The following is a 21,598-nucleotide window of genomic DNA, read 5'->3' on the forward strand; positions in this document are numbered from 1 at the left end:
CATGTCACGCAGCTACAACGTCACGCAGCTACAACGTCACGCAAAGGCGCGCGACAAGGAGCATTGATCACCATGCAGAGCAAGCTGGACGAGGCGAAGGCGGACGTGCTCGAGAGGGCCGCGCAGGTCGCCGCGAACGGCCAGCCGGGGGGCACCCAGGCCGCGGAGGGCCTGGAGGGCGACGCGCTCTCCGCGTTCCTCCGCCGGTTCTACCGTCACACCGCCCCGGAGGACCTCGTCGACCGCGATCCCGTCGACGTGTACGGGGCGGCCGTCTCCCACTACCGCCTGGCCGACCACCGGCCGCAGGGCACCGCGAACGTCCGGGTCTTCACCCCGACGGTCGACGAGTGCGGCTGGACGTGCAACCACACCGTCGTGGAGATCGTCACGGACGACATGCCGTTCCTGGTCGACTCCGTCACCAACGAGCTCTCCCGCCAGGACCGCGCCATCCACGTGGTGGTCCACCCGCAGGTGACCGTCCGCCGCGATGTCACCGGAAGACTGCTGGAGTTCGTCGGAGACCCGGCCGCCGGCGAGGCCCGCATGGCCTACCGTCCCGGCAGCCCGCCGTCCGATCAGGGCCTGCCCGCCGACGCCGTCGTGGAGTCCTGGATCCACGTCGAGATCGACCGCGAGACCGGCCGCGAGGACCTGGAGCAGATCGAGCGGGATCTGCGCCGGGTGCTCTCCGACGTCCGCGAGTCCGTCGAGGACTGGACGAAGATGCGCGACGCCGCGCAGCGCATCGCCGGCGACCTCTTCCTGGAGCACCCCGCCGGGCTCCCCGAGGAGGAGGTGTCGGAGGCCATAGAGCTCCTGCAGTGGCTCGCCGACGACCACTTCACCTTCCTCGGGTTCCGCGAGTACGCGCTCGCCGACGAGGACGGCGGCAAGGTCCTCAAGGCGGTGCCCGGCACCGGCCTCGGCGTGCTGCGCGCCGACCGGCCGATGAACCACCCGGTCTCGGAGTCCTTCGGCCGGATGTCCAAGGAGGCCCGCGCCAAGGCCGACGAGAAGAAGCTGCTCGTCCTCACCAAGGCCAACTCCCGCGCCACCGTGCACCGCCCGTCCTACCTCGACTACGTGGGCGTCAAGAAGTTCGACGCCGACGGCAACGTGGTCGGCGAGCGCCGCTTCCTCGGGCTCTTCTCCTCCACCGCCTACACCGAGTCCGTCACCCGGGTGCCGGTGGTGCGCCGCCGCGTCCAGGAGGTGCTGGACGCCGCCGGCTACCCGCCGCACAGCCACGACGGCCGCGACCTGCTGCAGATCCTCGAGACCTACCCGCGCGACGAGATCTTCCAGACGCCGGCCGAGGAACTGCTCTCCATCGCCAACGCCGTGCTGTTCCTCCAGGAGCGGCGCCGGCTGCGGCTCTTCCTCCGCAAGGAGACCTACGGCCGCTACTACTCGGCGCTGGTCTACCTGCCGCGCGACCGCTACACCACCCGGGTGCGGCTGCGGCTGATGGACATCCTCATGGAGGAGCTCGGCGGCGTCACCATCGACTACACCGTCCGCTCCACCGAATCGGTGCTCACCCGGCTGCACTTCGTGGTGCGGGTGCCCACCGGGCAGGAACTCGGCGAGCCGGACGCGGACCGCATCGAGGCGCGCCTCGCCGAGGCCGCCCGCTCCTGGACGGACGGCTTCAACGAGGCGCTGCGCGCCGAGGTCGGCGAGGAGCGGGCCGCGGAGCTGTCCCGGATCTACGCCCCGGCCTTCCCCGAGGGCTACAAGGCCGACTTCAGCCCGCGCGCCGCCGTCGCCGACCTGCTGCGGCTGGAGACGCTCAAGCCCAACGGGCACCTGGACGGATCGTTCACCCTCAGCCTCTACCAGCCGGTGGGCGCCTCCCCGCAGGAACGCCGCTTCAAGATCTACCGCACCGGCGGGGCGGTCTCCCTCACCGATGTGCTGCCGATCCTGCAGCAGCTGGGCGTCGAGGTCCTCGACGAGCACCCCTACGAACTGCGCCTGACCGGGCGGCAGTCGGCGTGGGTGTACGACTTCGGGCTGCGCTCCCGGGCCGAGAAGGACATCACCGACGAGGCGCGGGACCGCTTCCAGGAGGCCTTCGCCGCGGTCTGGACGGGCCGCGCCGAGAACGACGGCTTCAACAAGCTGGTGCTGCGCGCCGGGCTGACCTGGCGTCAGGCGATGGTGCTGCGCGCCTACGCCAAGTACCTGCGGCAGGCCGGCTCCACCTTCAGCCAGGACTACATGGAGGACGCCCTCCTGGACAACGTCCGCACCACCCGGCTGCTGGTCAACCTCTTCGAGGCGCGGCTGTCGCCGGCCCACGCCTCGGCCGGCTCGGAGGTGACGGACGGTCTGCTGGAGGAGCTGGACGCCGCCCTCGACCAGGTCGCCAGCCTCGACGAGGACCGCATCCTGCGCTCCTACCTGTCGCTGATCCGGGCCACGCTGCGGACGAATTTCTTCCAGACGGGCGCCGACGGGCGGCCGCACGAGTACGTGTCGATGAAGTTCGACCCGCAGGCCATCCCCGACCTGCCGGCGCCGCGACCCGCCTACGAGATCTGGGTGTACTCGCCGCGCGTCGAGGGCGTCCACCTGCGGTTCGGCAAGGTGGCGCGCGGCGGGCTGCGCTGGTCCGACCGCCGGGAGGACTTCCGCACCGAGATCCTCGGCCTGGTCAAGGCCCAGATGGTGAAGAACACGGTGATCGTGCCGGTGGGCGCCAAGGGCGGCTTCGTCGGCAAGCGGCTGCCCGACCCGGCCGCCGACCGCGAGGCCTGGCTCGCCGAGGGCATCGCCGGCTACAAGACGTTCATCTCCGGGCTGCTGGACATCACCGACAACCTGGTGGGCGGCGAGGTGGTGCCGCCCGAGGGCGTCGTCCGCCACGACGAGGACGACACCTACCTGGTGGTCGCCGCCGACAAGGGCACCGCCACCTTCTCCGACATCGCCAACGAGGTCGCCGAGTCGTACGGGTTCTGGCTGGGCGACGCCTTCGCCTCCGGCGGCTCCGCCGGCTACGACCACAAGGGCATGGGCATCACCGCCCGCGGCGCGTGGGAGTCGGTCAAGCGGCACTTCCGCGAACTGGGCCACGACACCCAGGCGGAGGACTTCACTGTCGTCGGCGTCGGCGACATGTCGGGCGACGTCTTCGGCAACGGCATGCTGCTGAGCGAGCACATCCGGCTGGTGGCCGCCTTCGACCACCGGCACATCTTCCTCGACCCCGACCCGGACGCGGCAGCCTCCTACGCCGAGCGGCGCCGGATGTTCGACCTGCCGCGCTCCTCCTGGGCCGACTACACCACCGACCTGATCTCCAAGGGCGGCGGGATCTTCCCGCGGAGCGCCAAGTCGATCCAGGTCAGCCCGCAGGCCCGGAAGGCCCTCGGGCTGCCCGACAAGGCCTCCCGGATGACGCCCGCCGAGCTGATGAACGCCATCCTCAAGGCCCCGGTGGACCTGCTGTGGAACGGCGGCATCGGCACCTACGTCAAGGCGTCCACGGAGGCGAACACCGACGTCGGCGACAAGGCCAACGACGCGATCCGGGTGGACGGCCGCGAGGTGCGCGCCAAGGTCGTCGGCGAGGGCGGCAACCTGGGGCTCACCCAGCTGGGCCGCATCGAGTACGCCCGGCACGGCGCGGGCGGCACCGGCGGCCGCGGCGGCTCGGTGAACACCGACGCCATCGACAACTCCGCCGGCGTGGACACCTCCGACCACGAGGTGAACATCAAGATCCTGCTCAACCGGGTCGTCGGCGACGGCGACATGACGGTCAAGCAGCGCAACCAGCTGCTCGCCCGGATGACCGACGAGGTCGGCACCCTGGTCCTGGCCAACAACTACGCGCAGAACACCGCGCTGGCCAACGCCCTCGCCCAGGCCCCGTCGATGCTCCCGGTGCACGCCCGCTACCTGCGCAAGCTGGTCGCGGACGGCAACCTCGACCGCGAGATCGAGTTCCTCCCGGCCGACGACGAGCTGAAGCGGCGCCGGCAGGCCGGGCAGGGCCTCTCCCAGCCCGAGCTGGCCGTCGTCCTGGCCTACACCAAGATCGTGCTGGAGCGGGAGCTGCTCGGCACCGCCTTGCCCGACGAGGAGTACCTGCGCTCCTCGCTGCACGCCTACTTCCCGGAGCAGCTGCGGGACGCCTTCGGCGGGCAGATCGACCAGCACCCGCTGCGCCGCGAGATCATCACCACCGCGCTGGTGAACCGGATGGTCAACGTGGGCGGCACCACCTTCACCTTCCGGCTCCGGGAGGAGACCGGCGCCTCGATCGAGGAGATCGCCCGGGCGCACACCGCGGCCCGCGAGATCTTCGGCATCGACGAGCTGTGGGACGAGGCCCGGGCGCTGGACAACCAGGTGGACGCGGCCGTCCAGACCCGCATCCGGCTGCACTCGCGGCGCCTGGTGGAGCGGGCCACCCGCTGGCTGCTGCTGGCCCGCCGCCAGCCCCTGGACATCGCCGAGACCATCGGCGTCTTCAAGGAGCGGGTGGGCACCCTGGCCGCGGCGCTGCCGAAGCTGCTGCGCGGCGTCGACATGGAGTGGTACCAGACGGTCTACGACGAGATGGCCGCCGCGGGCGTGCCGGACGCGATGGCGGCCCGGGTCGCCGGGCTGTCGGCGTCCTTCGCCGGGCTGCACCTGGTCGAGGTGGCCGACCGCACCGGCCGGGACATCGTGGACGTCGCCGACGTCTACTTCGACCTGGGCGACCGGATGCACTTCGCGGAGCTGCTGGAGGGTATCGGCAAGCTGCCGCGGACGGACCGCTGGGAGTCGATGGCGCGGGCGTCCATCCGCGAGGACCTCTACGCGGCGCATGCGGCGCTGACGCAGGACGTGCTGGGCTCCGGGCAGGAGGGGGACACCCCGGAGCGGCGGTTCAAGGCGTGGGCGGAGCGGAATGCCGCGCTCGTCGAGAGGGCTCGGGCCACGCTGACGGATATTCAAGGCGCCGAGTCGTACGACCTCGCGACGTTGTCCGTGGCGATGCGGGTGATTCGGTCGCTGTTGCGCACGGCCAGCCTCGGCTGATGGTGGTACGGCGGCTCACCGTGCCCGTGGGTCGCCGTTGCCGCCCACGCCCCGGCACCCCGCCCGGGGCGGGCCCGGTGCATGCGCCCTCGGCATCTCACCCGGTCGTGCCTTGTTCGGCGCAGCCGAGTACGCTGCGGGGATCCTTGCCGAACGGGGAGTTGGGGTCATGACGTCGGAATGGGGCGGGCAGGGGCTGCCGCCGGCGGCCGCCGCGCGGATGGCCGAGGTGCAGAAGTCCGGCACCTGGGGATCGGCGCTGTCCACCGGTGAGTTCGCGGCCATCCGGTCCGTGGGATTCGAGCCGGTCGGCCAGGTGATGGGCTCGGCCGTCTTCAACATCGGCCGCTCGGGCCGCTATTGGGGCTATCACGACTGCACCTACCGCGGCGGCGTCTTCAGCGGGGGCGATGCCCCCGTCGCGCTGTCCGGGCGGGGCGGGCCGTCCGCGCCGCTGGTGCAGGTGCTGCTGGAGGCCCGGCACCGCGCCCTGGAGCGGATGCGCGCCGAGGTGCTGGCGCTCGGCGGGGCCGGGGTGGTGGCCGCCCAGCTGACGGTGGCGCCGTTCGCGGCGAGCCCGCAGGCGCTGGAGTTCCAGGTGATCGGGACGGCGGTGCGCGCCTCGGTCGGCGCCGCGCCGGTGCGGCGCCCGTTCACCTCGCACGTCGGCGGGCAGGCCTTCGCCAAGCTGGTCGGCGCCGGCTGGATCCCCGTCGACCTGCTGTTCGGCCTCTCCATCGGGGTGCGGCACGACAACTGGGCCACCCGCAGCCAGAACCGGGCCTTCGCCTCCAACCAGGAGGTCGAGGGGTGGACGCGGCTGGTCAACGAGGTCCGGCACGACGCCCGCCAGCAGCTGTACCAGCAGGCGTCCGCCACCGGCGGGGACGGGGTCGTCCTCGACGACTTCGACCTGCGGGTGTGGGAGGAGGCGTGCTTCCGCAACCGCATGACCAACAACGAGTCCGACAAGCACGACCGGATCGCCGAGGCGTCGATGGTGGGCACGGCGATCGCCGCGTTCCGCACCTCGGCCGCGCCGCGCAGCACCTTGTCGATCATGCCGCTCAAGCTCAAGTCCCAGACCCGCTAAGGGGGATGTCGCAAAGATGACGAATCTGGATCCGGCGGTGCAGGGGCTGCCCGCCGATGCCATGCGCCGGCTGGCCGAGCTGCAGCCCGGCCGCCCCGGCTCGATCTTCACCAGCGATCTGTCGGTCAATGAGTTCCTGCTGGTGAGGGAGGCCGGTTTCCGCCCCATCGGGCTGGTGCTGGGCAGCTCCATCTACCACGTGGGCATCCAGATCGGGCGCTGGGGCAAGAACCAGGAGCTGGACACCCTCAGCCAGGCGATGTACCACGCCCGCGAGCTGGCGATGACCCGCATGGAGGCCGAGGCGGCGCAGCTGGGCGCGGACGGCATCGTGGGCGTGCGGCTGACGGTCGAGGCGCGCGAGTTCGGCTCGGACGTCGCCGAGTTCATCGCCGTCGGCACCGCGGTGAAGGCCGACGAGGCCCCGCCCGGCGGCGGCAGCTGGCGCAACAACAAGGGCCAGCCGTTCACCTCCGACCTGTCGGGCCAGGACTTCTGGACGCTGATCCGGGCCGGCTACGCCCCGCTGGGCATGACGATGGGCACCTGCGTCTACCACATCGCCCACCAGAAGCTGGGCTCGGTCTTCAACAACATCGGCAAGAACGTGGAGATCGAGCAGTTCACCCAGGCGCTGTACGACGCCCGGGAGCTGGCGATGGCGCGGATGCAGGCCGAGGCGGAGGCGCTGCACGCCGAGGGCATCGTCGGGGTGCAGCTCAACTCGCACAACCACCGCTGGGGCGGCCACACCACCGAGTTCTTCGCGATCGGCACGGCCGTGCGCCCGCTCCGTCCCGACCATGTCATCGACCGGCCGCAGATGGTGCTGAGCCTGGATGATTGACGGTATGTCTGACGGAATGCCTTCCGAGAGCCCGGATTTCGAGATGGTGGCGGCGGCGCTGCGGCGGGACGCGGCCGACCTGGAGGCCTATGCGCGGGTCCTGGGCGTCACGCTCGCCGATGCGCTGCCGCCCGGCGCGGTGGTGGTGGAGCGCAAGCGCGGTCTGAGCGACCGGATGGCCGGCCGCGAGGGCAAGGTGGAGCGCCTCGAGGTGATGCTCGGGGAGCAGCGGCTGGTGCTGCGCCTGGGGCGGTCGCGCCCGGAGGGGGAGATCTGCAAGGAGGTGCGCGGGGTGGTCCTCTCGCGCACCCCGGTGGCGCTGGACGCCTGGGTGGACGCCCTCACCGGGGCCGTCCTGGCGTGGGCCGACTCGGACGCCAAGGCGCGCGAGGCGGTGGAGCGGCTGCTCGGCGGGGGCGGCGTCGGCTAGCGCATCGATCTAGGCTGGTTTTGTCCTATTAGGGCGAAATGTCGGACGACCGGTCTGGATGCGGTGATGCGGTGATGGTGGATTTCGACAAGCGGCCCACCGAGGGCGGCACGGGCGAGCCGGGCAGCGGTGCCGAGTGGCGGCAGGAGCGGCCCGCCGCTCCCGATGCGTCCGCCGGGGCGTCCGAGGGGACGCCCGGCGCGGCAGCCGGCGGAACGCCCGTCGGGGCGGCAGCCGGGGCGCCCCCGGAGGCGTCGTCCCCGGACGCCTGGGGCCCGTCGGCGCCCGCGCCCCCTCCGTATCCGCCGTTCGGGGCACCGCCCGCGCCGTACGGCGGAACGGGCGCGGAGATGGAGCGGCCCGGCCCCGACCAGACCACGCCGGCGGCCCTCGCCCATGTGCTCACCTGGGTGGTGACGCTCTGCTCGGTGGTGCTGGGCTTCGTTCCGGCGCTCGTCGTCTACCTCGTCTACCGGGACCGCTCGCCGCTGGCCCGGCAGCACGCGGCGACCGAGCTCAACGCCTGGATCACCTGGATGATCTACAACGTCGTCCTCGGCGTGCTGGGCTTCGTCACCATCGGCATCGCCTGGATCGTGCTGCTGGCGCTCTGGGTGGTCTACCTGGTGTACGCGATCATGGCGCTGGTGGCGGCGATGCGCGGCCAGGGCTTCAGCTACCCGAAGTGGCTGGCGTTCCCGATGGTCGGCTGACCCGCGGGTCGCCTTCCGGCTCCGGCGCCGACTCCGGCTCGGGGAAGGCGGCGCGGGCGGCGGCGACCAGGTGCTCGCGCATCCCGTCGACGTCGTCCGCGCGGTCGCCCAGCAGCAGCCGGCCCATCTGCGGGACGGCCACCGGCCACAGGCCCAGCCCGCACAGCGTGATGAGCATCCGCCCGACCTCCGGGTCGTCGGCCGAGCGCCCGATCTGCGGCGCCAGGTGCTCCAGCTTCGCCCGGTAGTGGGCGCGGCGCTTCTCCGGGATGGCGTCGTCCGCGCGGGCGCCGCCGTAGTGCAGCGACTCCCACAGCATCAGCCGCAGCAGCTCGGGGTTCTGCCGGTGGTGGTCGTAGACGCGGGCGACATAGGCGCCGACGTCGGCGTCCGGCTTGCTGAGGATCTGGGCCAGCTCCTCCAGGACGCGTCCCATCACGGCGTCGAAGAGCTTCTCCTTGCTGCCGAAGTGGCCGTAGATCCGCTCCTTGTTGACGCCCGCCTCCTTGGCGATGCGGTCGACGCGGGCGCCGGCGATGCCGTAGGCGGCGAACTCGGTGCGGGCCGCGGCGAGCAGGGCCTCCCGGGTGGCCTCGGTGGAGTCGCGGCGGGCGGTGGACGGCGGCGTCTTCGGCATGGGTCGAGTGTAGCCGCATTCGCCCTCCAACTGGTTGGTTGACGAACAATCGGTTGGTTGGCTAAATTCTCCTGCCATGACGACGACTGCGCCCGCACGGGCGAAGGAGACGACAACGGGGACAGGTCACGCGGTGCGTGAAGCGTGGGCGCCGACGGTGCCGACGATCGCGGTGTTCGCGTTCACGGCGATGCTGGCGACCGGCCAGCTGTACGCGGCGATACCGCTGCTGGGGGTGATGGGACGGGAGTGGCACACCGGCGCCTCGACCATGGCGTGGATCGCCAGCGCCTTCGGGTTCGGCTACGCGGTGGGCTTCCTGCTGTGGGGGCCGCTCTCCGGGCGGCTCGGCCGGCGCCGGGTGATCGTCTGGGGGACGGCGGCGACGGTGGCGACCACCGCGCTGGTGGCGGTGGCGGCCGGCTCGCCCGGCACCGGGATCCCGCTGCGCGCGCTGCAGGGCATCACCACCGGGGCGTTCGCGCCGGCCGCGTTCGCCTACATCGCGGAGCGGATCGAGCCGCGGCGCCGCGGGGTGGTGCTGGCGACCGTGATCGCCGGGTTCCTGGCCGCCGCGGTGGCGGGGCAGCTGGTGGCCCAGCTGGTCGGCGGATCGCTGGGCTGGCGGGCGGTGTTCTGGGTCTTCGCGGCGCTCTTCGCGCTGGCGGCGGTGCTGCTGCGGACGGTGATGCTGCCGGACGCGCCGTCCGCCGGGCCGGCGGCGCGGCTGAGGGACGCCTACCGGCCGATCCCGCGGCTGCTGACGGACCGCCGGCTGGCGCCGCTGTACGCGGCGACGCCGCTGGTGATGCTCGCCTTCGTGGCCCTCTACACCGGGCTGCAGCTGGCGGGGGTGGCGTCCGACCCGGCGACGATGCTGGCACTGCGGGCGGCGGCGCTGCCGGGCGTGGTCGCGGTGCCGTTCGTGACGGGCATGCTGCGCGGGGTGCCGGCGGTGGTGCGCTCCGCGGGGGCGGCGGCGCTGCTGGGGGTGTCGGTGCTGGTGATCGGGGTGGCCGGGGGCGCGGTGGGGGTCGCGGGGATCGCCGTCCTGCTGAACCTGGTGGTGCTGGGTGCGGGGCTGGCGGCGGCCGGGCTCAACGAGGCGGTCGGCGGGCGCGCGGGGGAGGCGCGGCGCGGGACGGCGGTGTCGCTCTTCACCTTCGTGCTGTTCCTGGGGTCGAGCGTGGGGCCGCAGGTGGCGGCGGCGCTGGCAGGCGGGGGCCTGGCTGAACTGGGTGTGGTGCTCGCTGCGTTGCTGGGGGTGGCGGTGGTGCTGAGCGTTGCGGCATCGCGTCGGTAGCGGTTCGCCGCCCCTCCTCCCCCCGTCACCCCACCCGGGGCTCGGTCGGCGGAGGGGCGGTCGGTGGCCGTCAGGCCGTCAGGCCGGCCGGACGACGGCCGCGGCGCCGCCGCCGCGGCGGACGGGCTCGGCGACGGCCTTGACCAGGCCGCCGCCCAGGAACTCCAGGGCGGTGGCCGCGCCGATCTCGCCGGCGCTGGAGTCGAAGGTGTCGCCGAGCGCCTGCAGCGCCTTGGCGTCCGCGGAGCCGTCGAAGGCCGGCTCGCTCTGCGTCGGGTTGGAGTTGCGCTGCGAGACGCGCACCGCCGCCACCGCGGAGAGCAGGTCCTCGCCCAGGTCGAGGCGGCGCAGCAGGATCTCCAGCACGGTGGTGATGATGGTGGCGCCGCCCGGGGAGCCCACCGCGTACCGCGGCCTCCCGCTGTCCAGGAGGATGGTCGGCGACATCGCCGAGCGCGGGCGCTTGCCGGGCGCCGGCAGGTTGGGGTCCGGCACCCCGGTGAAGAGCGGCGCGAAGTCGAAGTCGGTCATCTCGTTGTTGAGGATGAAGCCGCGCCCCGGCAGCACGCTGCCCGAGCCGCCGGTCTGCTCGATGGTGAAGGTGTAGGAGACGGTGTTGCCCCAGCGGTCCGTCACCACCATGTGGGTCGTCGAGCGCCCCTCGTAGGGCTCGCCCGCCTGGCCCTTCGCCACCTCGCCGCAGGCGTAGGGGTGGTAGGGGTCGCCCGGGGCGATCGGCGAGGGGTTGGCCCTGTCCGGGTTGATCAGGCAGGCGCGGGAGCGGGCGTAGGCGTCGGAGAGCAGCTGCGCGGTGGGCACCGTGACGTAGGCCGGGTCGCCCACCCAGCGGTTGCGGTCCGCGAAGGCGAGCCGGGTCGCCTCCAGGTAGTGGTGCAGCCACTGCGCCTCGGACATCGCGGCGAGGTCGAAGTTCTTCAGGATGTTGAGGGCCAGCCCGGAGGTGATGCCGCCGGACGAGGAGTTGCCCATCGAGTAGACGTCCAGGCCGGCGTGGCGGACATGGGTGGGCGCCGGCGTCAGGACGCGGTAGCGGGCCAGGTCGCCGGGGCGCAGCAGACCGGGCAGGACGCTGACGCCGGCGGCGGTCGGCGGCTTGGCTGAGGCCGCGGCGATCTCGTGGGCGAGCGCGCCGTGGTAGAGCCAGCCTATGCCGCGGCGGGCCAACTGGCGGTAGGTGGCGGCGAGATCGGGGTTGCGCTGCCGGGAGCCGACCGGGGTGGGGGCGCCGCCGGGCAGGTAGAGGGCGGCGGTGGCCGGGAACGTGGCGAACCGGGCGGCGTTCTGGCTGGTCTGGTCGTGGAAGGTCTGGTCGACGACGAAGCCGTGCTCGGCGAGGTCGATGGCCGGGCCGAGGAGGCGGGCGAGGGGGCGGGTGCCCCAGCGGCGGAGGGCCTCCGCCCAGGTGGCGGGGGAGCCGGGGGTGCCGACGGAGAGGCCGGAGGTGACGGCGGTGGCGAAGGGGTAGGGCCGGCCGGTGGACGGGTCGATGAAGGCGGTGGGGCCCATCAGGGCGGGAGCGGTCTCGCGTCCGTCGAGGGTGGTGACGCGGCGGGTGGCGGCGTCGTAGTGGACGAAGTAGCCGCCGCCGCCGAGGCCGCAGGAGTACGGCTCGGCGACGCCGAGTGCGGCGGCGGTCGCGACGGCCGCGTCGACGGCGTTGCCGCCGCCGCGGAGGACGGCGACGCCGATGTCGGTGGCGTCGGCGTCCACGCAGGCGACGGCGCCGAACTCGCCGACGGCGAGCGGGGATTTGGGGGTGGGGGTGTCCGCGTGCGCCGCGGGGGCGGCGGCGAGGAGGCCGGTTAAGCCGGTCGCGGCGGTGGCCGCGGTGGCGGTGAGGAAGGTGCGGCGGGTCTGAGACATGCGGGCGATTGTCCGACGGAACGTCAGGTTCCGCGACGCCCCGTCACCGGCCCGTCGCCGCCCCTTCGCCCCGGCACCCCAGCCGGACCGCTTCGCGGTCCGCGGGTGGCGGGACGCGGGAGGATCAGCCGTTGCTGGGCGTGCCGCTGCCGGTGTGGGAGAACCAGCCGGAGACGGTGTGGAACCAGCCGGAGACCATCTGCCACCAGGACTCGCCCTTGGCGACCCAGTCCGGCAGCGGCGTGAAGTTCCAGACCAGTATCGCCACCACCACCAGCACCACTACCACGAAGAGGCAGCCCTTGAGGCAGCCCAGCCCCGGGATCCGCATCTTCTGGCGCGGCCGGCGCTCCCGCGGCGGCTGCTCGCGGCGGCGCGTCGGCTCCGGCTCGCGGCGCTGCGGCTGCTCGTAGCGGGGGCGGTCGCGCTCCGGCGGCGGACCGGGCCGCTGCGCCTCGCGCGGCAGCGGCGCCCGCTGCGGACGCTGCGAGCGCTGGCGGGCCGGGGGGGCCGGCTGCTGAGGCGCCCAACCGGCCACCTCGGTCTGCTCGTTGCGGTAGCGGGCCTGCTCCAGCTGGTTGCCCCAGGCCGGCGGCATCTGCGGCGGCTGCTGAGGGGGCTGCTGGGGCTGCTGGACCGGCTGCGTCTGCCCGGGGCCGCCGGGGCCCGCGCTCGGCATCACGCGGGTGGCCGGCGGGGCGTCCGGGCGCGGCGGGAGGGCGGCCGCCGGCCGCGTCGGCGCCTCGGACCCGGGGGGCGCGGCCGAGCCGGTCGGCATCACGTTGGTGCGCAGCGCGTCCGGCGTCGACCCGTCGTCCTGCGCGGCCGGGTGCTCGCCGGGGGCGTACGCGGGGGCCGGGGCGCGGTCCGGCAGCAGCAGGGCGGCGACGTTCTCGGCGGCGGCGATCGCCGCGGGCGCGGCGTGCACCCCGATGCCGTCCGCCACCACGCGCAGCGCGCGGCCCAGGCTCACCGCGCTGGGGCGGCGCGTCGGCTCCTTGTCGAGGCAGCGCTCGATGACCGTCCACAGCGGGGCGGGCAGGCCGGACGGGCGGGGCGGGTCGGCCTCCAGGTGCTGGCGGAGCACGGCCAGTGCGCCCTCGCCCTGGAACGGCGGACGGCCCGTCACCAGCTCGTACAGGACGATGCCGGCGCCGTAGATGTCGACCGCGGAGGTCTGCGGGCGGCCCTCGGCGGACTCCGGCGCCACGTACGCCGGGGTGCCGACGAACTCGCTGGTGCGGGTGACGCCGGGGGAGTCCGCGAGCCGGGCGATGCCGAAGTCGGTCAGCATCGGTCGCATCAGGACCTGGCCCGAACCGAAGTCGGCACCGGGCTGCGGCCGCTCCTCCAGCAGGACGTTGGCCGGCTTGAGGTCGCGGTGCACCACTCCGTCGGCGTGGCTGGCCGCCAGCGCGTCGGCGATCTGCGCCATCACCAGGGCGCCGGCCACCGGGCTGAAGCGGCCCTTGAGCCTGAGGTACTTGTGCAGGTCGGGGGCGTCGACCAGGTCCATGACCAGGGCCAGCAGGGTGCCCTCCACGACCAGGTCGCGGGTCCGCACGATGTTGGGGTGGGAGAGGCGCAGCAGCACCGAGCGCTCCCGCAGGAAGCGCATGACGACATCGGGGTCCGAGGCCAGCTCCTCCTTGAGGACCTTGATGGCCACGCGGTCGCCGGAGTCGCGGACCTGGCCGCGCCACACGGTGCCGGTGGCGCCGTGCCCCAGCACCTCCTCCAGCAGGTACTTGCTACCGACCGGCCGCACCTGATGCGCTCCTCGCCTCAACCGTCACTGGCTGCTCGCCCTGGATTCCTGTCGGCTCGCCCACCAACCTCACTCTAAGGGACGGTACGCGCGCCCCGGCGGCGCGAACGCGCTTCCGCACCCTGCTTCTGCCCCTAGGGGCTCGACGGGGTTCTTCGGCGTCGAGCACCCTCTTGGGGGACGACCCGGCGCGAGCGCCGGTTGCGTGCGACGGATCACACCTCGGTCACGCCCCGGCGCATGACCGCCGCTCGTGCGCCGGGCAATCGCGACGATCGCCCCGGAGTGGGATACGCGCGCATCCGAGATGAAGGGGAGGGCGCGCGGTGGGCCCCTCTGGTGGGAGGATGCCGGTGTGGCGGTCCGTCACACCGCGCCCCGGGTATGGGCGGGGGACGGACGGGCACACCGTCTGTGCAGCGTCAACAAGGGCCGTACGCACACCGGGTGAACCCCCGGGGGGCGCCCCGGGGACCCCTCCCCAGGGCGGATTCGGGTGCGGGCGGCTTTCGGAGGCGCCGCGGTCGGGCAGGATCAGCATCCGAATATTGTCGATAAGCCGTCACCTTTGGCAGTGTCGTGGCCCATTGGGCGCCCCGGCCTCCTGTCGGACGGGCGACGGCGCAACCGAAACTCCGGCTCCGGCCGGCGGAAGGGGCCTCGGGCGATCATGCAGATCCGGCTGACCGTCATCGGGTCGCGCGGCGGCCGCCCCAGGGATGTCCTCGTCACCGCGCCCGACGGCACCACGCTCGGCGCCGTCACCGGCGCCCTGGCCGCCACCGGCCCCGGCCCCCGCGGGGGCCGCACCCCCTCCCACACCACGGTCCACGTCGAGTCCCGGCTGCTCGGCCAGGACGCGCCGTTGGGGCGGCCCCCGCTGGTCGACGGCGCCGTCCTGCACCTCCATCTGCCGGCCGCGCCGGAGGCCGCCCCCGACCCGGCGACCACCCCGCCCGGCACCCCCACGCTGCACATCACCGGCGGCCCGGACGCCGGCGGCGTCCATCTGCTGCGCCCCGGGACGCTGCGCATCGGCCGCTCCGCCGAGGCGGACGTGCCGCTCGACGACCCCGACGTCTCGCGCACCCACGCGCTGCTCACCGTCGCCGAACGGCCCGGCGGGCCGGCCGAGGTGACGGTCGCCGACCCCGGCTCCACCAACGGCACCCTGCTCGACGGCCGGCTCGTCGGCCCCGATCCGGTGCCGCTGCCGCCCGGCGCGCTCCTCCAACTCGGCGAGTCCTCGGTGGTGCTGACGGACTCTCCGCCGCGTCCCGCGCGCGAGGCCGTCCCGGACGGCGAGGGCCGGCTGCGCCTCACCCCGCCGGCCCCGCACCCCGCGCCGCCGCTGCGCGCCCCCGGCGGCGGGCCCGAACCGGCGCCCTCCGACGCCGACCCCAGCCGGCTGCCCGCCACCCGCCGCCCGCCGGGCCGGCTCGGCGGCCGCCCCTTCTCCCTGCACCGCTTCGCCGCAGCCGCCCTCGGGCTGCTCGGCGGCGGCCCGCGCGGCGCCGCCGGTTCGAGGCGGGGCGGCGCCTCCCCGGACGCCGAGCTGCTGGAGCGCGCCCGCCGGCTGCGGGAGCGCTGGCCCGACCCGTCCGAACTGCTGCTCGCCGCGCTGGGCCGCGGCACCCGGCTGTGGGAGCGGCGGCCCGGGCACCCCGACGAGCTCTGCGTCCGGCTCGGCACCTCCGACCTGCCCGCGGACGGCGATCCGTCCGGCGCCGACCCGGCGGTCCTGGAGGACAGCGCCGAGCCCGGCACCGACCCGCGGGCCGTGCTGCCGGCCGTCCCCATCACCGTCGACCTGCGCGAGACCGGGGTGCTGGGTCTCGCCGGCCCGCGCCGCCGGCTCGCCGGGCTGGCCCGCGCGGTCGTCGCCCAGCTGGCCGGGCTGCACTCGCCGCTCCATCTGGAACTGGTGGTGCTCACCGGCCCGGTCGACGACGCGGCGGACGGCTCCCCGGAGGACCGCGCGGCCCGCGAGGCCGCCGACGACTGGGCGTGGACGCGCTGGCTGCCCCATCTGCGCCCGTCCCGCGGCCAGCGCTGCCGGCTGCTCATCGGCACCACCCGCGACCAGCTGCGCGCCCGGCTGGCCGAGCTGGCGGCGCGGATGGACGAGCCCGCCATCTCCGCGTCCGGCGGCGGCCGGGCCACGGTGGTGGTGCTGGACGTGCCCGGCGGCCTCGACGCGGCGCTGGACGCCCAGATCGACCGGCTGACGACCGACGGCCCGGCCGCCGGCATCCAGGTGATCGCGCTCGCCGACCACCCCTCCGGCCTCCCGCCGGCCTGCGGGATGTGGGCCGAACTGGCCGGCGAGGTCGCCACCCATCTGCGGCTGCGCGGCCCGGACGGCGCGGCCCCCGAGCGGATAAGCGTCGACGGGGTCTCGCGCCCCTGGGCGGAGCGGTTCGCGCGGGCGCTGGCCCCGCTGCGGGAGGGCGCGGCGACCGCGCGCCCGGAGCGGCGGCTGCCGGACACCGTGCGGCTGCTGGACGTCCTCGGCCTGGACCAGATCTCCCCGGCCCGGATCGCGGACCGGTGGGCGGCGCTGCCGCCGGTCTCCCGCTCGCTGCCCGCGGTGCTGGGCGCGACGGCGGCCGGGCCGTGCACGGTCGACCTGGTCGCCGAGGGTCCGCACCTGCTCGCCGGGGGCGCGTCCGGATCGGGGCGGACGGAGCTGCTGCGCGCCGTCGTCACCTCGCTGGCGGTGGCCGACCGCCCGGACCGGCTGGCGGTCGCGCTGATCGCCGGCCGGACGGCGGAGGAGGCGGGCGGCCCCGGGCTGCTCTCCTGCACGGACCTGCCGCATGTCTCGGCGTTCCTGGACACCCGCGACCCGGTGCGGGTGCAGGCGGCGGCGCGGGCGCTGCGCGAGGAGCTGGAGGCGCGCGAGCGGGCCGCCCGCGCGGCGGTGGGCGCCCCAGTGGCTCGGGCCGAGGTGGGGGCGCGGGTCGGCGCGGGGGCGCCGATGGCGCCCGGCGGCCTCGGTGGCGGTGGCGTCGGCGGTTCCGGGGGCGGGGACGGCGCGCGGCGGCCGGCCCGGCTGCTGGTGGTCGTCGACGACCTGGACGCGCTGCTGGCGCCCACGCCCCCGGAGGGCCGCGGGAGCGATGCGCAGCGGGCCGTCTCGGCGCTGGTGCGGACGCTCGGCGCGGTGGCGCGGCGCGGCGCCGAGCTGGGCGTGCACCTGGTGGCGGCGACCGGCCGCCCCGAGCTGGTGGCGGGGACGGAGATCGGGGACGCGTCGGCGCTGCGGGTCGCGCTGCGGGCGGACGATCCGCTGGACTCGCGGCTGCTGGTGCATGTCGAGGACGCGGCGAGCGGGGCCAGTGCCGGGGCCGGCCCCGGGCGGGCGTGGCTGCGGCGGCCGGACGGCGCGGTGACGGAGTTTCAGGCGGGCCGGGTCAGCGGGCGGATCCCGCGGACGGCGACGCTGCGGCCGACGGCGGTGGCCGTGGACTGGCGGCAGATGGGGGCGGCGGCGGAGCGGCGGCCGGTGCGCGAGATCGGGAACGGGCCGACGGATCTGGCGCTGCTCGCGTCGGCGCTGCAGCGGGCGTCGGAGCAGGCCGAGGCGGATCCGTCAGCTCCGCTGTGGTAGCGGTTCGCCGCCCCGGCACCCCGGCACCCCACCCGGGGTGGGCTCGGTGTCGGGGCACCCGGTGACGTACGGGTCGTCAGACGAGCCAGGTGCGCGCGTCCGCCGGGAAGTTGGTCGTCACCGCGTCAGCGCCGAGTTCGGCCGCGTGCCGGACGCCCGCCTCGTCGTTGCCCGGCCACGCGTCCACCAGCAGACCCGCCTCATGGCACTCGGCCACCAGCTCCGGCGTCAGCCCCGGGAACCCGGGGCACACCCACGCCGCCCCCAGCTCCCGCGCCCGGTCGAGCATCTCCGGCGACGCCTTGGAGACGATGAACCCCCGCGGCACCTCCGGCAGCTCGCGCTGCGCCGCCTCCAGCACCTCCGCGTGGAAGGAGGTGATGGTGATGCGGTGCACCAGGTCCCGCTCCACCACCATCCCGGCCAGCAGCGGGAACGCCCTCACCGCCTTCACCTCGGCCTGGATCGGCAGCGTCGTGGCGTCCAGCACCTCCTCGAAGGTGGGGATCCGCTCGCCCTGGCCCGCGTCCAGCTCGCGCAGCTCCGCGAAGGTGCGCTCGGCCAGCGGGCCGGTGCCGTCCGTGGTCCGGTCCAGCTTGGCGTCGTGCATGATCATCAGTCGTCCGTCGGCGCTCAGATGGAGGTCCAGCTCCAGCGCGTCCGCCCCGTCCTTCTCGGCGCGGCGGAACGACCGCAGGGTGTTCTCCGGCTCGACGCCCATCGCGCCGCGGTGGCCGACGATCATCATCTCGCTGCTCATGTCCTGCATCTCTCCTCGCCGCGCGCCGTCACACCCGAACATGCTGCTCGATGCTGTCACGGACCCGGTCCATGCCCTTCCTCAACTGGTCGGCGACCTGCCGGAAGACCTTCGCGGGATCGGCGTCGTCCGACCAGATCTTCTGCAGGCCGGTGTACACCTTGACGTTCGCGTTGGGGACCAGCAGCCGGGCCAGGTCCTGGTTGCGGGTGCGCGCCAACTGCTGGATGGAGGTGGTGAAGTTGGGGTCGGCCTTCATCAGCGACGCGAGCTTCGGGGTGCGCACGGCCGCGTCCACCACCGGAAGGTAGCCCGTCTTCACCGTCCACTCGGCCGAGTTCTCCGGCCGCGCCAGGAACTTGATGAACTCCATGGCGGCCTGCTGCCGCTCCCGGGGCACCCCCTTGAAGGAGCAGAACCCGCTGCCGCCGGTGGGCACCCCGAAGTGGTGGCCGCGCGGCACGAAGCCCGTCCCCAGCCGGAAGCCCGACCCCTTGGCCAGGGTGGCGAACTTGCCCAGCGCGCCGGTGGAGTTGACCACCGAGGCGGTGAGCTGGTTGCCGAAGTCCAGGCCGGCGTCGGTGGCCATGTAGGAGAGCCGGTCGCGGTAGATCAGCCGGCGCTGCCACGCGCCGGCGGCCGCCACCTCGGGGCTGTCCAGGGTGATGTCCAGGCCGCGGCTCCACGACCCGCCCCACTGCCAGCAGGAGCCGAGGAACTGCCAGTCGCCGTCCTGCTTGTAGTAGGCCTCCATCTTGGGGCGGTTGCCGCCGAGCCGGACCTTGCCGAACTCCTTGGCCCAGTCGCGCATCTCGAACCAGGTGGCGGGCGCCCGGTCGGGCAGCCCGGCCTTCTTGAACAGGGTGCGGTTGTAGTAGAAGAGCGGCGTGGAGCGGGCCATCGGGATCCAGTAGTTGCGGCCGTCCTTGGCGAGGCCCTCCTTGAGCAGGTGCTGGTTGTAGACGCCGAGGTCGAGGCCGCTGGCCCGGGCCAGCTCGTCCCAGGGCTGCAGGGCGCCGCCGATCAGGAACTTGCCCCAGGTGACGTCGGAGAGCGTGACGAGGTCGGGCACCTGGCCGCCGAGCCGGCCGACGACCGTCTTGCGGAAGGTGTCGTCGTAGCTGCCCTGGAACTGCACCTCCACATAGATGTCGCGCTGGCCCTGGTTGAAGGCGTCGGCAAGCGCCAGGAGGGTCTCGCCGGGGATGTCGGCGAAGGACGACCAGAGCACCACCCGGGTGCGCCGGCCGTACCGGTCCGGGACGGTGCCGCCTGGCTGGGCGTAGCTGTCGCGGACGGTGCCGGCGCAGCCGGCCAGCAGGGCGGCGGTGCTCAGCGCGCCGGCGGCGGAGAGCAGGCGGCGCCGGGAGAGCGCGGGTGGCGTCGTCACTTGGTGGCCCCCTGGGTGAGTCCGGCGATGATGTGCCGCTGGGCGAGCAGGAAGACCACGAGGATGGGCAGCACCACGATGACCGTGCCGGCCAGGATGGCGCCCCAGTTCTGCGAGGTCTCCACGTTGTTGAGGTAGAGCAGCCCGATGGGCAGGGTCCGCATCGAGTCGGAGTTGGTGACGATCAGCGGCCAGATGAAGTCGTTCCACTTGGTGACGATCGTGACCAGCGCGACGGTCACCAGGATCGGCCGGGAGAGCGGCAGCACCACGGTGAACAGGGTGCGCAGGTGCCCGGCGCCGTCCACCCGGGCCGCCTCCAGGATCTCCTTGGGCAGCGTCAGGAAGTGCTGGCGCAGCAGGAAGGTGGCGAAGACCGAGCCCAGCCCGGGCGCGATCAGCCCGGCCCAGGTGTTCACCCAGCCGAGGGAGGCGATGGTGAGGAAGTTGGGCAGCAGGGTGACGTTGCCCGGCACCATCATCGCGCCCAGCAGCACCAGGAAGAGCAGCCGCTTGCGGGGGAAGGCGAGGAAGGCGAACCCGTAGGCGCAGAGCACCGCGAAGAGCAGCTCCAGCGCGGTGCCGGCGACGGCCACCACCGAGGAGTTGACGAAGAAGTGGCCGAACGGGACGGCGTTCCAGGCGTCCGCGAAGTTCTGCCAGCGCAGACGGGTGGGGATCCACTCGGGCGGATAGCGGTAGATGTCCTGGCCGGGCTTGAGCGCCGAGGAGATCAGCCAGTAGACGGGGCCGAAGGCGAGTACCGCGACCAGGACCAGCAGCACGTACTGGACGGGGCGGGCGGCGCGGTTGCGGCGCACCGCGGGCGGGGCGGTCGTGGTGCCGGTCACCGGTAGTGCACCCTTCGCTCGAGGAATCGGGCCTGCAGCCCGGTGATGGTCAGCAGCACGGCGAACATGATGATCGCCCCGCCGGCGGCGCGGCCGGCGTCGAAGGTCTGGAAGCCCTGCTGGTAGATGAACCAGGAGAGGATCGAGGTGGCGTTGGCGGGCCCGCCGCCGGTCATCACCGCGATGATGTCGAAGGCCTGGAAGGTCTGGATGACCATGGTGACCAGGACGAAGAAGGTGACGGGGGAGAGCAGCGGGAGGGTCAGCCGGCGGAACCGCGTCCACGGTCCGGCGCCGTCCAGCTCGGCGGCCTCGTACAGCTCGCGCGGCAGGCCCTGCAGCCCGGCGAGGTAGATGACGGCGACGAAGCCGGTGTTCTTCCACAGGTAGACGACGATCAGGCCGATCAGTGCCCAGTGCGAATCGGTCATCATCGCGGGGGCGTTCAGCCCCACCGCGCCCATCAGCGGCTTCAGCAGGCCGTAGTTGGGGTCGAAGATGAACAGCCAGAGCGTGCCGACGGCCGCGCCGGTGACCACATAGGGCGCGAAGACGGCGGTGCGGACGGCGTTGCGGGCGCGCAGCCGCTGGTTGAGCAGCAGGCTGGTGGCGATGCCGATGATCAGCGAGCCGGCGACGACGCCGACCACGAAGAGCAGCGTCGTCCACAGCACGCCCAGGAAGTCCGGGTCGGTGAGCAGGTCGGCGTAGTTGTCGAGCCCGACGAAGCGCTTGACCGGGGAGACCATGTCCCAGCGGGTGAGGCTGAGGTAGGCGCTGTAGACGACGGGCCAGTAGGCGAAGAGCAGCAGGAAGACGAAGTTCGGGGCGATGAACGCGAGGAAGAGCTGGTACTCGCGGCGCCTTCGGCGGCGGAGGCCGGACGGCCCCCGGGACGCGGCGGCCGGCTCGGCGGGGACGGGGACGGCAGGGGGTGGTGCGGTGGACATGCGCGGTCCTTTCGCGACTCTGCGGGATCGCGCCCTCTCACGGGCTGCGTGAAATTAACACGCACGGTGTGAACTTTGGGGAGTTGTTGACCTAACCGCAGCCGTTCGTTGTTGTTGCTGTTGCCTTCCGTTCAACTTGATGTGCCGTCAGGGCGGACCCTCCGGGCGGTGCTGACGGTGCGAGAGTCGACATAGCGTCAACACGGGTGACTGACGGGGCGGGAGAACCGGTACATTCCCGGTACGGAGTTCCCGCGGACCCTCGCGCCCGCCCCGTCGGCGCGTAGCGTGGAGGCCCAACACCCACCCCCGG

Annotated in this window: 14 protein-coding genes; 7 read left to right on the forward strand and 7 right to left on the reverse strand. The window is 73.7% G+C overall.

The window, feature by feature from the left end:
* Nucleotides 1–72 precede the first annotated feature (72 nt).
* The 5 genes from BIV57_RS10515 (at nucleotide 73) to BIV57_RS23495 (ending at nucleotide 8,129) form a co-directional block, all read left to right on the forward strand.
* Complete coding sequence (locus BIV57_RS10515; protein WP_071656466.1) at nucleotides 73–5,046, forward strand: NAD-glutamate dehydrogenase; 4,974 nt, start codon at nucleotides 73–75, stop codon at nucleotides 5,044–5,046.
* A 169-nt stretch (nucleotides 5,047–5,215) separates the two neighbouring features.
* Entirely contained in the window at nucleotides 5,216–6,139 is a 924-nt protein-coding gene (locus BIV57_RS10520) for a heavy metal-binding domain-containing protein (protein WP_071656450.1), read from the forward strand.
* Between the two features lie 16 nt (nucleotides 6,140–6,155).
* Nucleotides 6,156–6,986, forward strand: coding sequence for a heavy metal-binding domain-containing protein (locus BIV57_RS10525; RefSeq protein ID WP_217651718.1), 831 nt, complete (start codon nucleotides 6,156–6,158; stop codon nucleotides 6,984–6,986).
* Between the two features lie 4 nt (nucleotides 6,987–6,990).
* The gene (locus BIV57_RS10530; RefSeq protein WP_071656451.1) at nucleotides 6,991–7,416 is read left to right on the forward strand and encodes a hypothetical protein; all 426 of its coding nucleotides are present in this window, start codon (nucleotides 6,991–6,993) and stop codon (nucleotides 7,414–7,416) included.
* A gap of 74 nt (nucleotides 7,417–7,490) precedes the next feature.
* Complete coding sequence (locus BIV57_RS23495) at nucleotides 7,491–8,129, forward strand: DUF4870 domain-containing protein (RefSeq protein ID WP_139275584.1); 639 nt, start codon at nucleotides 7,491–7,493, stop codon at nucleotides 8,127–8,129.
* Here the strand turns inward: BIV57_RS23495 and BIV57_RS10540 are convergent.
* Entirely contained in the window at nucleotides 8,089–8,766 is a 678-nt protein-coding gene (locus tag BIV57_RS10540; RefSeq protein ID WP_071656452.1) for a TetR/AcrR family transcriptional regulator, read from the reverse strand. The genes BIV57_RS23495 and BIV57_RS10540 overlap by 41 nt on opposite strands.
* Nucleotides 8,767–8,899: 133 nt before the next feature.
* Between BIV57_RS10540 and BIV57_RS10545 the strand changes: the two genes are divergently transcribed.
* Entirely contained in the window at nucleotides 8,900–10,069 is a 1,170-nt protein-coding gene (locus BIV57_RS10545) for an MFS transporter (RefSeq protein WP_175548724.1), read from the forward strand.
* A 78-nt stretch (nucleotides 10,070–10,147) separates the two neighbouring features.
* On the opposite strand, the gene ggt is transcribed toward BIV57_RS10545, so the two are convergent.
* Together ggt and BIV57_RS10555 are read right to left on the reverse strand one after the other, a co-directional pair.
* Nucleotides 10,148–11,953: a gamma-glutamyltransferase gene (gene ggt / locus BIV57_RS10550; RefSeq protein ID WP_071656453.1), complete on the reverse strand. Its 1,806-nt coding sequence runs from the start codon at nucleotides 11,951–11,953 to the stop codon at nucleotides 10,148–10,150.
* A 124-nt stretch (nucleotides 11,954–12,077) separates the two neighbouring features.
* A complete protein-coding gene (locus BIV57_RS10555) occupies nucleotides 12,078–13,721 on the reverse strand; it encodes a serine/threonine-protein kinase (protein WP_071656454.1) in 1,644 nt (547 codons plus the stop codon).
* Nucleotides 13,722–14,391: 670 nt separating this feature from the next.
* On the opposite strand from BIV57_RS10555, the gene BIV57_RS10560 reads away from it, so the two are divergent.
* Nucleotides 14,392–17,334 (forward strand): FHA domain-containing protein, encoded by a 2,943-nt coding sequence (locus tag BIV57_RS10560; RefSeq protein ID WP_071656455.1) that lies wholly within the window; start codon nucleotides 14,392–14,394, stop codon nucleotides 17,332–17,334.
* A 76-nt stretch (nucleotides 17,335–17,410) separates the two neighbouring features.
* Here the strand turns inward: BIV57_RS10560 and BIV57_RS10565 are convergent, their stop codons facing one another.
* From BIV57_RS10565 to BIV57_RS10580, 4 genes are read right to left on the reverse strand one after another with little or no spacing between them, the layout of a single operon-like run.
* Complete coding sequence (locus tag BIV57_RS10565) at nucleotides 17,411–18,094, reverse strand: glycerophosphodiester phosphodiesterase (RefSeq protein WP_245797543.1); 684 nt, start codon at nucleotides 18,092–18,094, stop codon at nucleotides 17,411–17,413.
* 28 nt (nucleotides 18,095–18,122) lie between these two features.
* Nucleotides 18,123–19,484 carry an ABC transporter substrate-binding protein gene (locus BIV57_RS10570; protein WP_175548725.1) on the reverse strand — a complete coding sequence of 454 codons (1,362 nt, stop codon included), beginning with the start codon at nucleotides 19,482–19,484 and terminating at the stop codon, nucleotides 18,123–18,125.
* Entirely contained in the window at nucleotides 19,481–20,335 is an 855-nt protein-coding gene (locus tag BIV57_RS10575; RefSeq protein WP_079170213.1) for a carbohydrate ABC transporter permease, read from the reverse strand. The genes BIV57_RS10570 and BIV57_RS10575 overlap by 4 nt, the downstream gene beginning before the upstream one ends.
* Nucleotides 20,332–21,285, reverse strand: a complete 954-nt coding sequence (locus BIV57_RS10580) for a carbohydrate ABC transporter permease (RefSeq protein WP_071656456.1) — start codon at nucleotides 21,283–21,285, stop codon at nucleotides 20,332–20,334. Before BIV57_RS10580 ends, BIV57_RS10575 begins: the two co-directional genes overlap by 4 nt.
* Nucleotides 21,286–21,598: the final 313 nt, after the last annotated feature.

This window comes from Mangrovactinospora gilvigrisea, assembly GCF_001879105.1.
GTDB classification, from domain to species: domain Bacteria; phylum Actinomycetota; class Actinomycetes; order Streptomycetales; family Streptomycetaceae; genus Mangrovactinospora; species Mangrovactinospora gilvigrisea.

Bases quoted from the DNA above. Each gene is read 5' to 3' on its own strand.
- BIV57_RS10515 (WP_071656466.1), top strand. From the start codon at position 73: ATGCAGAGCAAGCTGGACGAGGCGAAGGCGGACGTGCTCGAGAGGGCC.
- BIV57_RS10520 (WP_071656450.1), top strand. From the start codon at position 5,216: ATGACGTCGGAATGGGGCGGGCAGGGGCTGCCGCCGGCGGCCGCCGCG.
- BIV57_RS10525 (WP_217651718.1), top strand. From the start codon at position 6,156: ATGACGAATCTGGATCCGGCGGTGCAGGGGCTGCCCGCCGATGCCATG.
- BIV57_RS10530 (WP_071656451.1), top strand. From the start codon at position 6,991: ATGTCTGACGGAATGCCTTCCGAGAGCCCGGATTTCGAGATGGTGGCG.
- BIV57_RS23495 (WP_139275584.1), top strand. From the start codon at position 7,491: ATGGTGGATTTCGACAAGCGGCCCACCGAGGGCGGCACGGGCGAGCCG.
- BIV57_RS10540 (WP_071656452.1), bottom strand. From the start codon at position 8,766: ATGCCGAAGACGCCGCCGTCCACCGCCCGCCGCGACTCCACCGAGGCC.
- ggt (WP_071656453.1), bottom strand. From the start codon at position 11,953: ATGTCTCAGACCCGCCGCACCTTCCTCACCGCCACCGCGGCCACCGCC.
- BIV57_RS10560 (WP_071656455.1), top strand. From the start codon at position 14,392: ATGCAGATCCGGCTGACCGTCATCGGGTCGCGCGGCGGCCGCCCCAGG.
- BIV57_RS10565 (WP_245797543.1), bottom strand. From the start codon at position 18,094: ATGAGCAGCGAGATGATGATCGTCGGCCACCGCGGCGCGATGGGCGTC.
- BIV57_RS10580 (WP_071656456.1), bottom strand. From the start codon at position 21,285: ATGTCCACCGCACCACCCCCTGCCGTCCCCGTCCCCGCCGAGCCGGCC.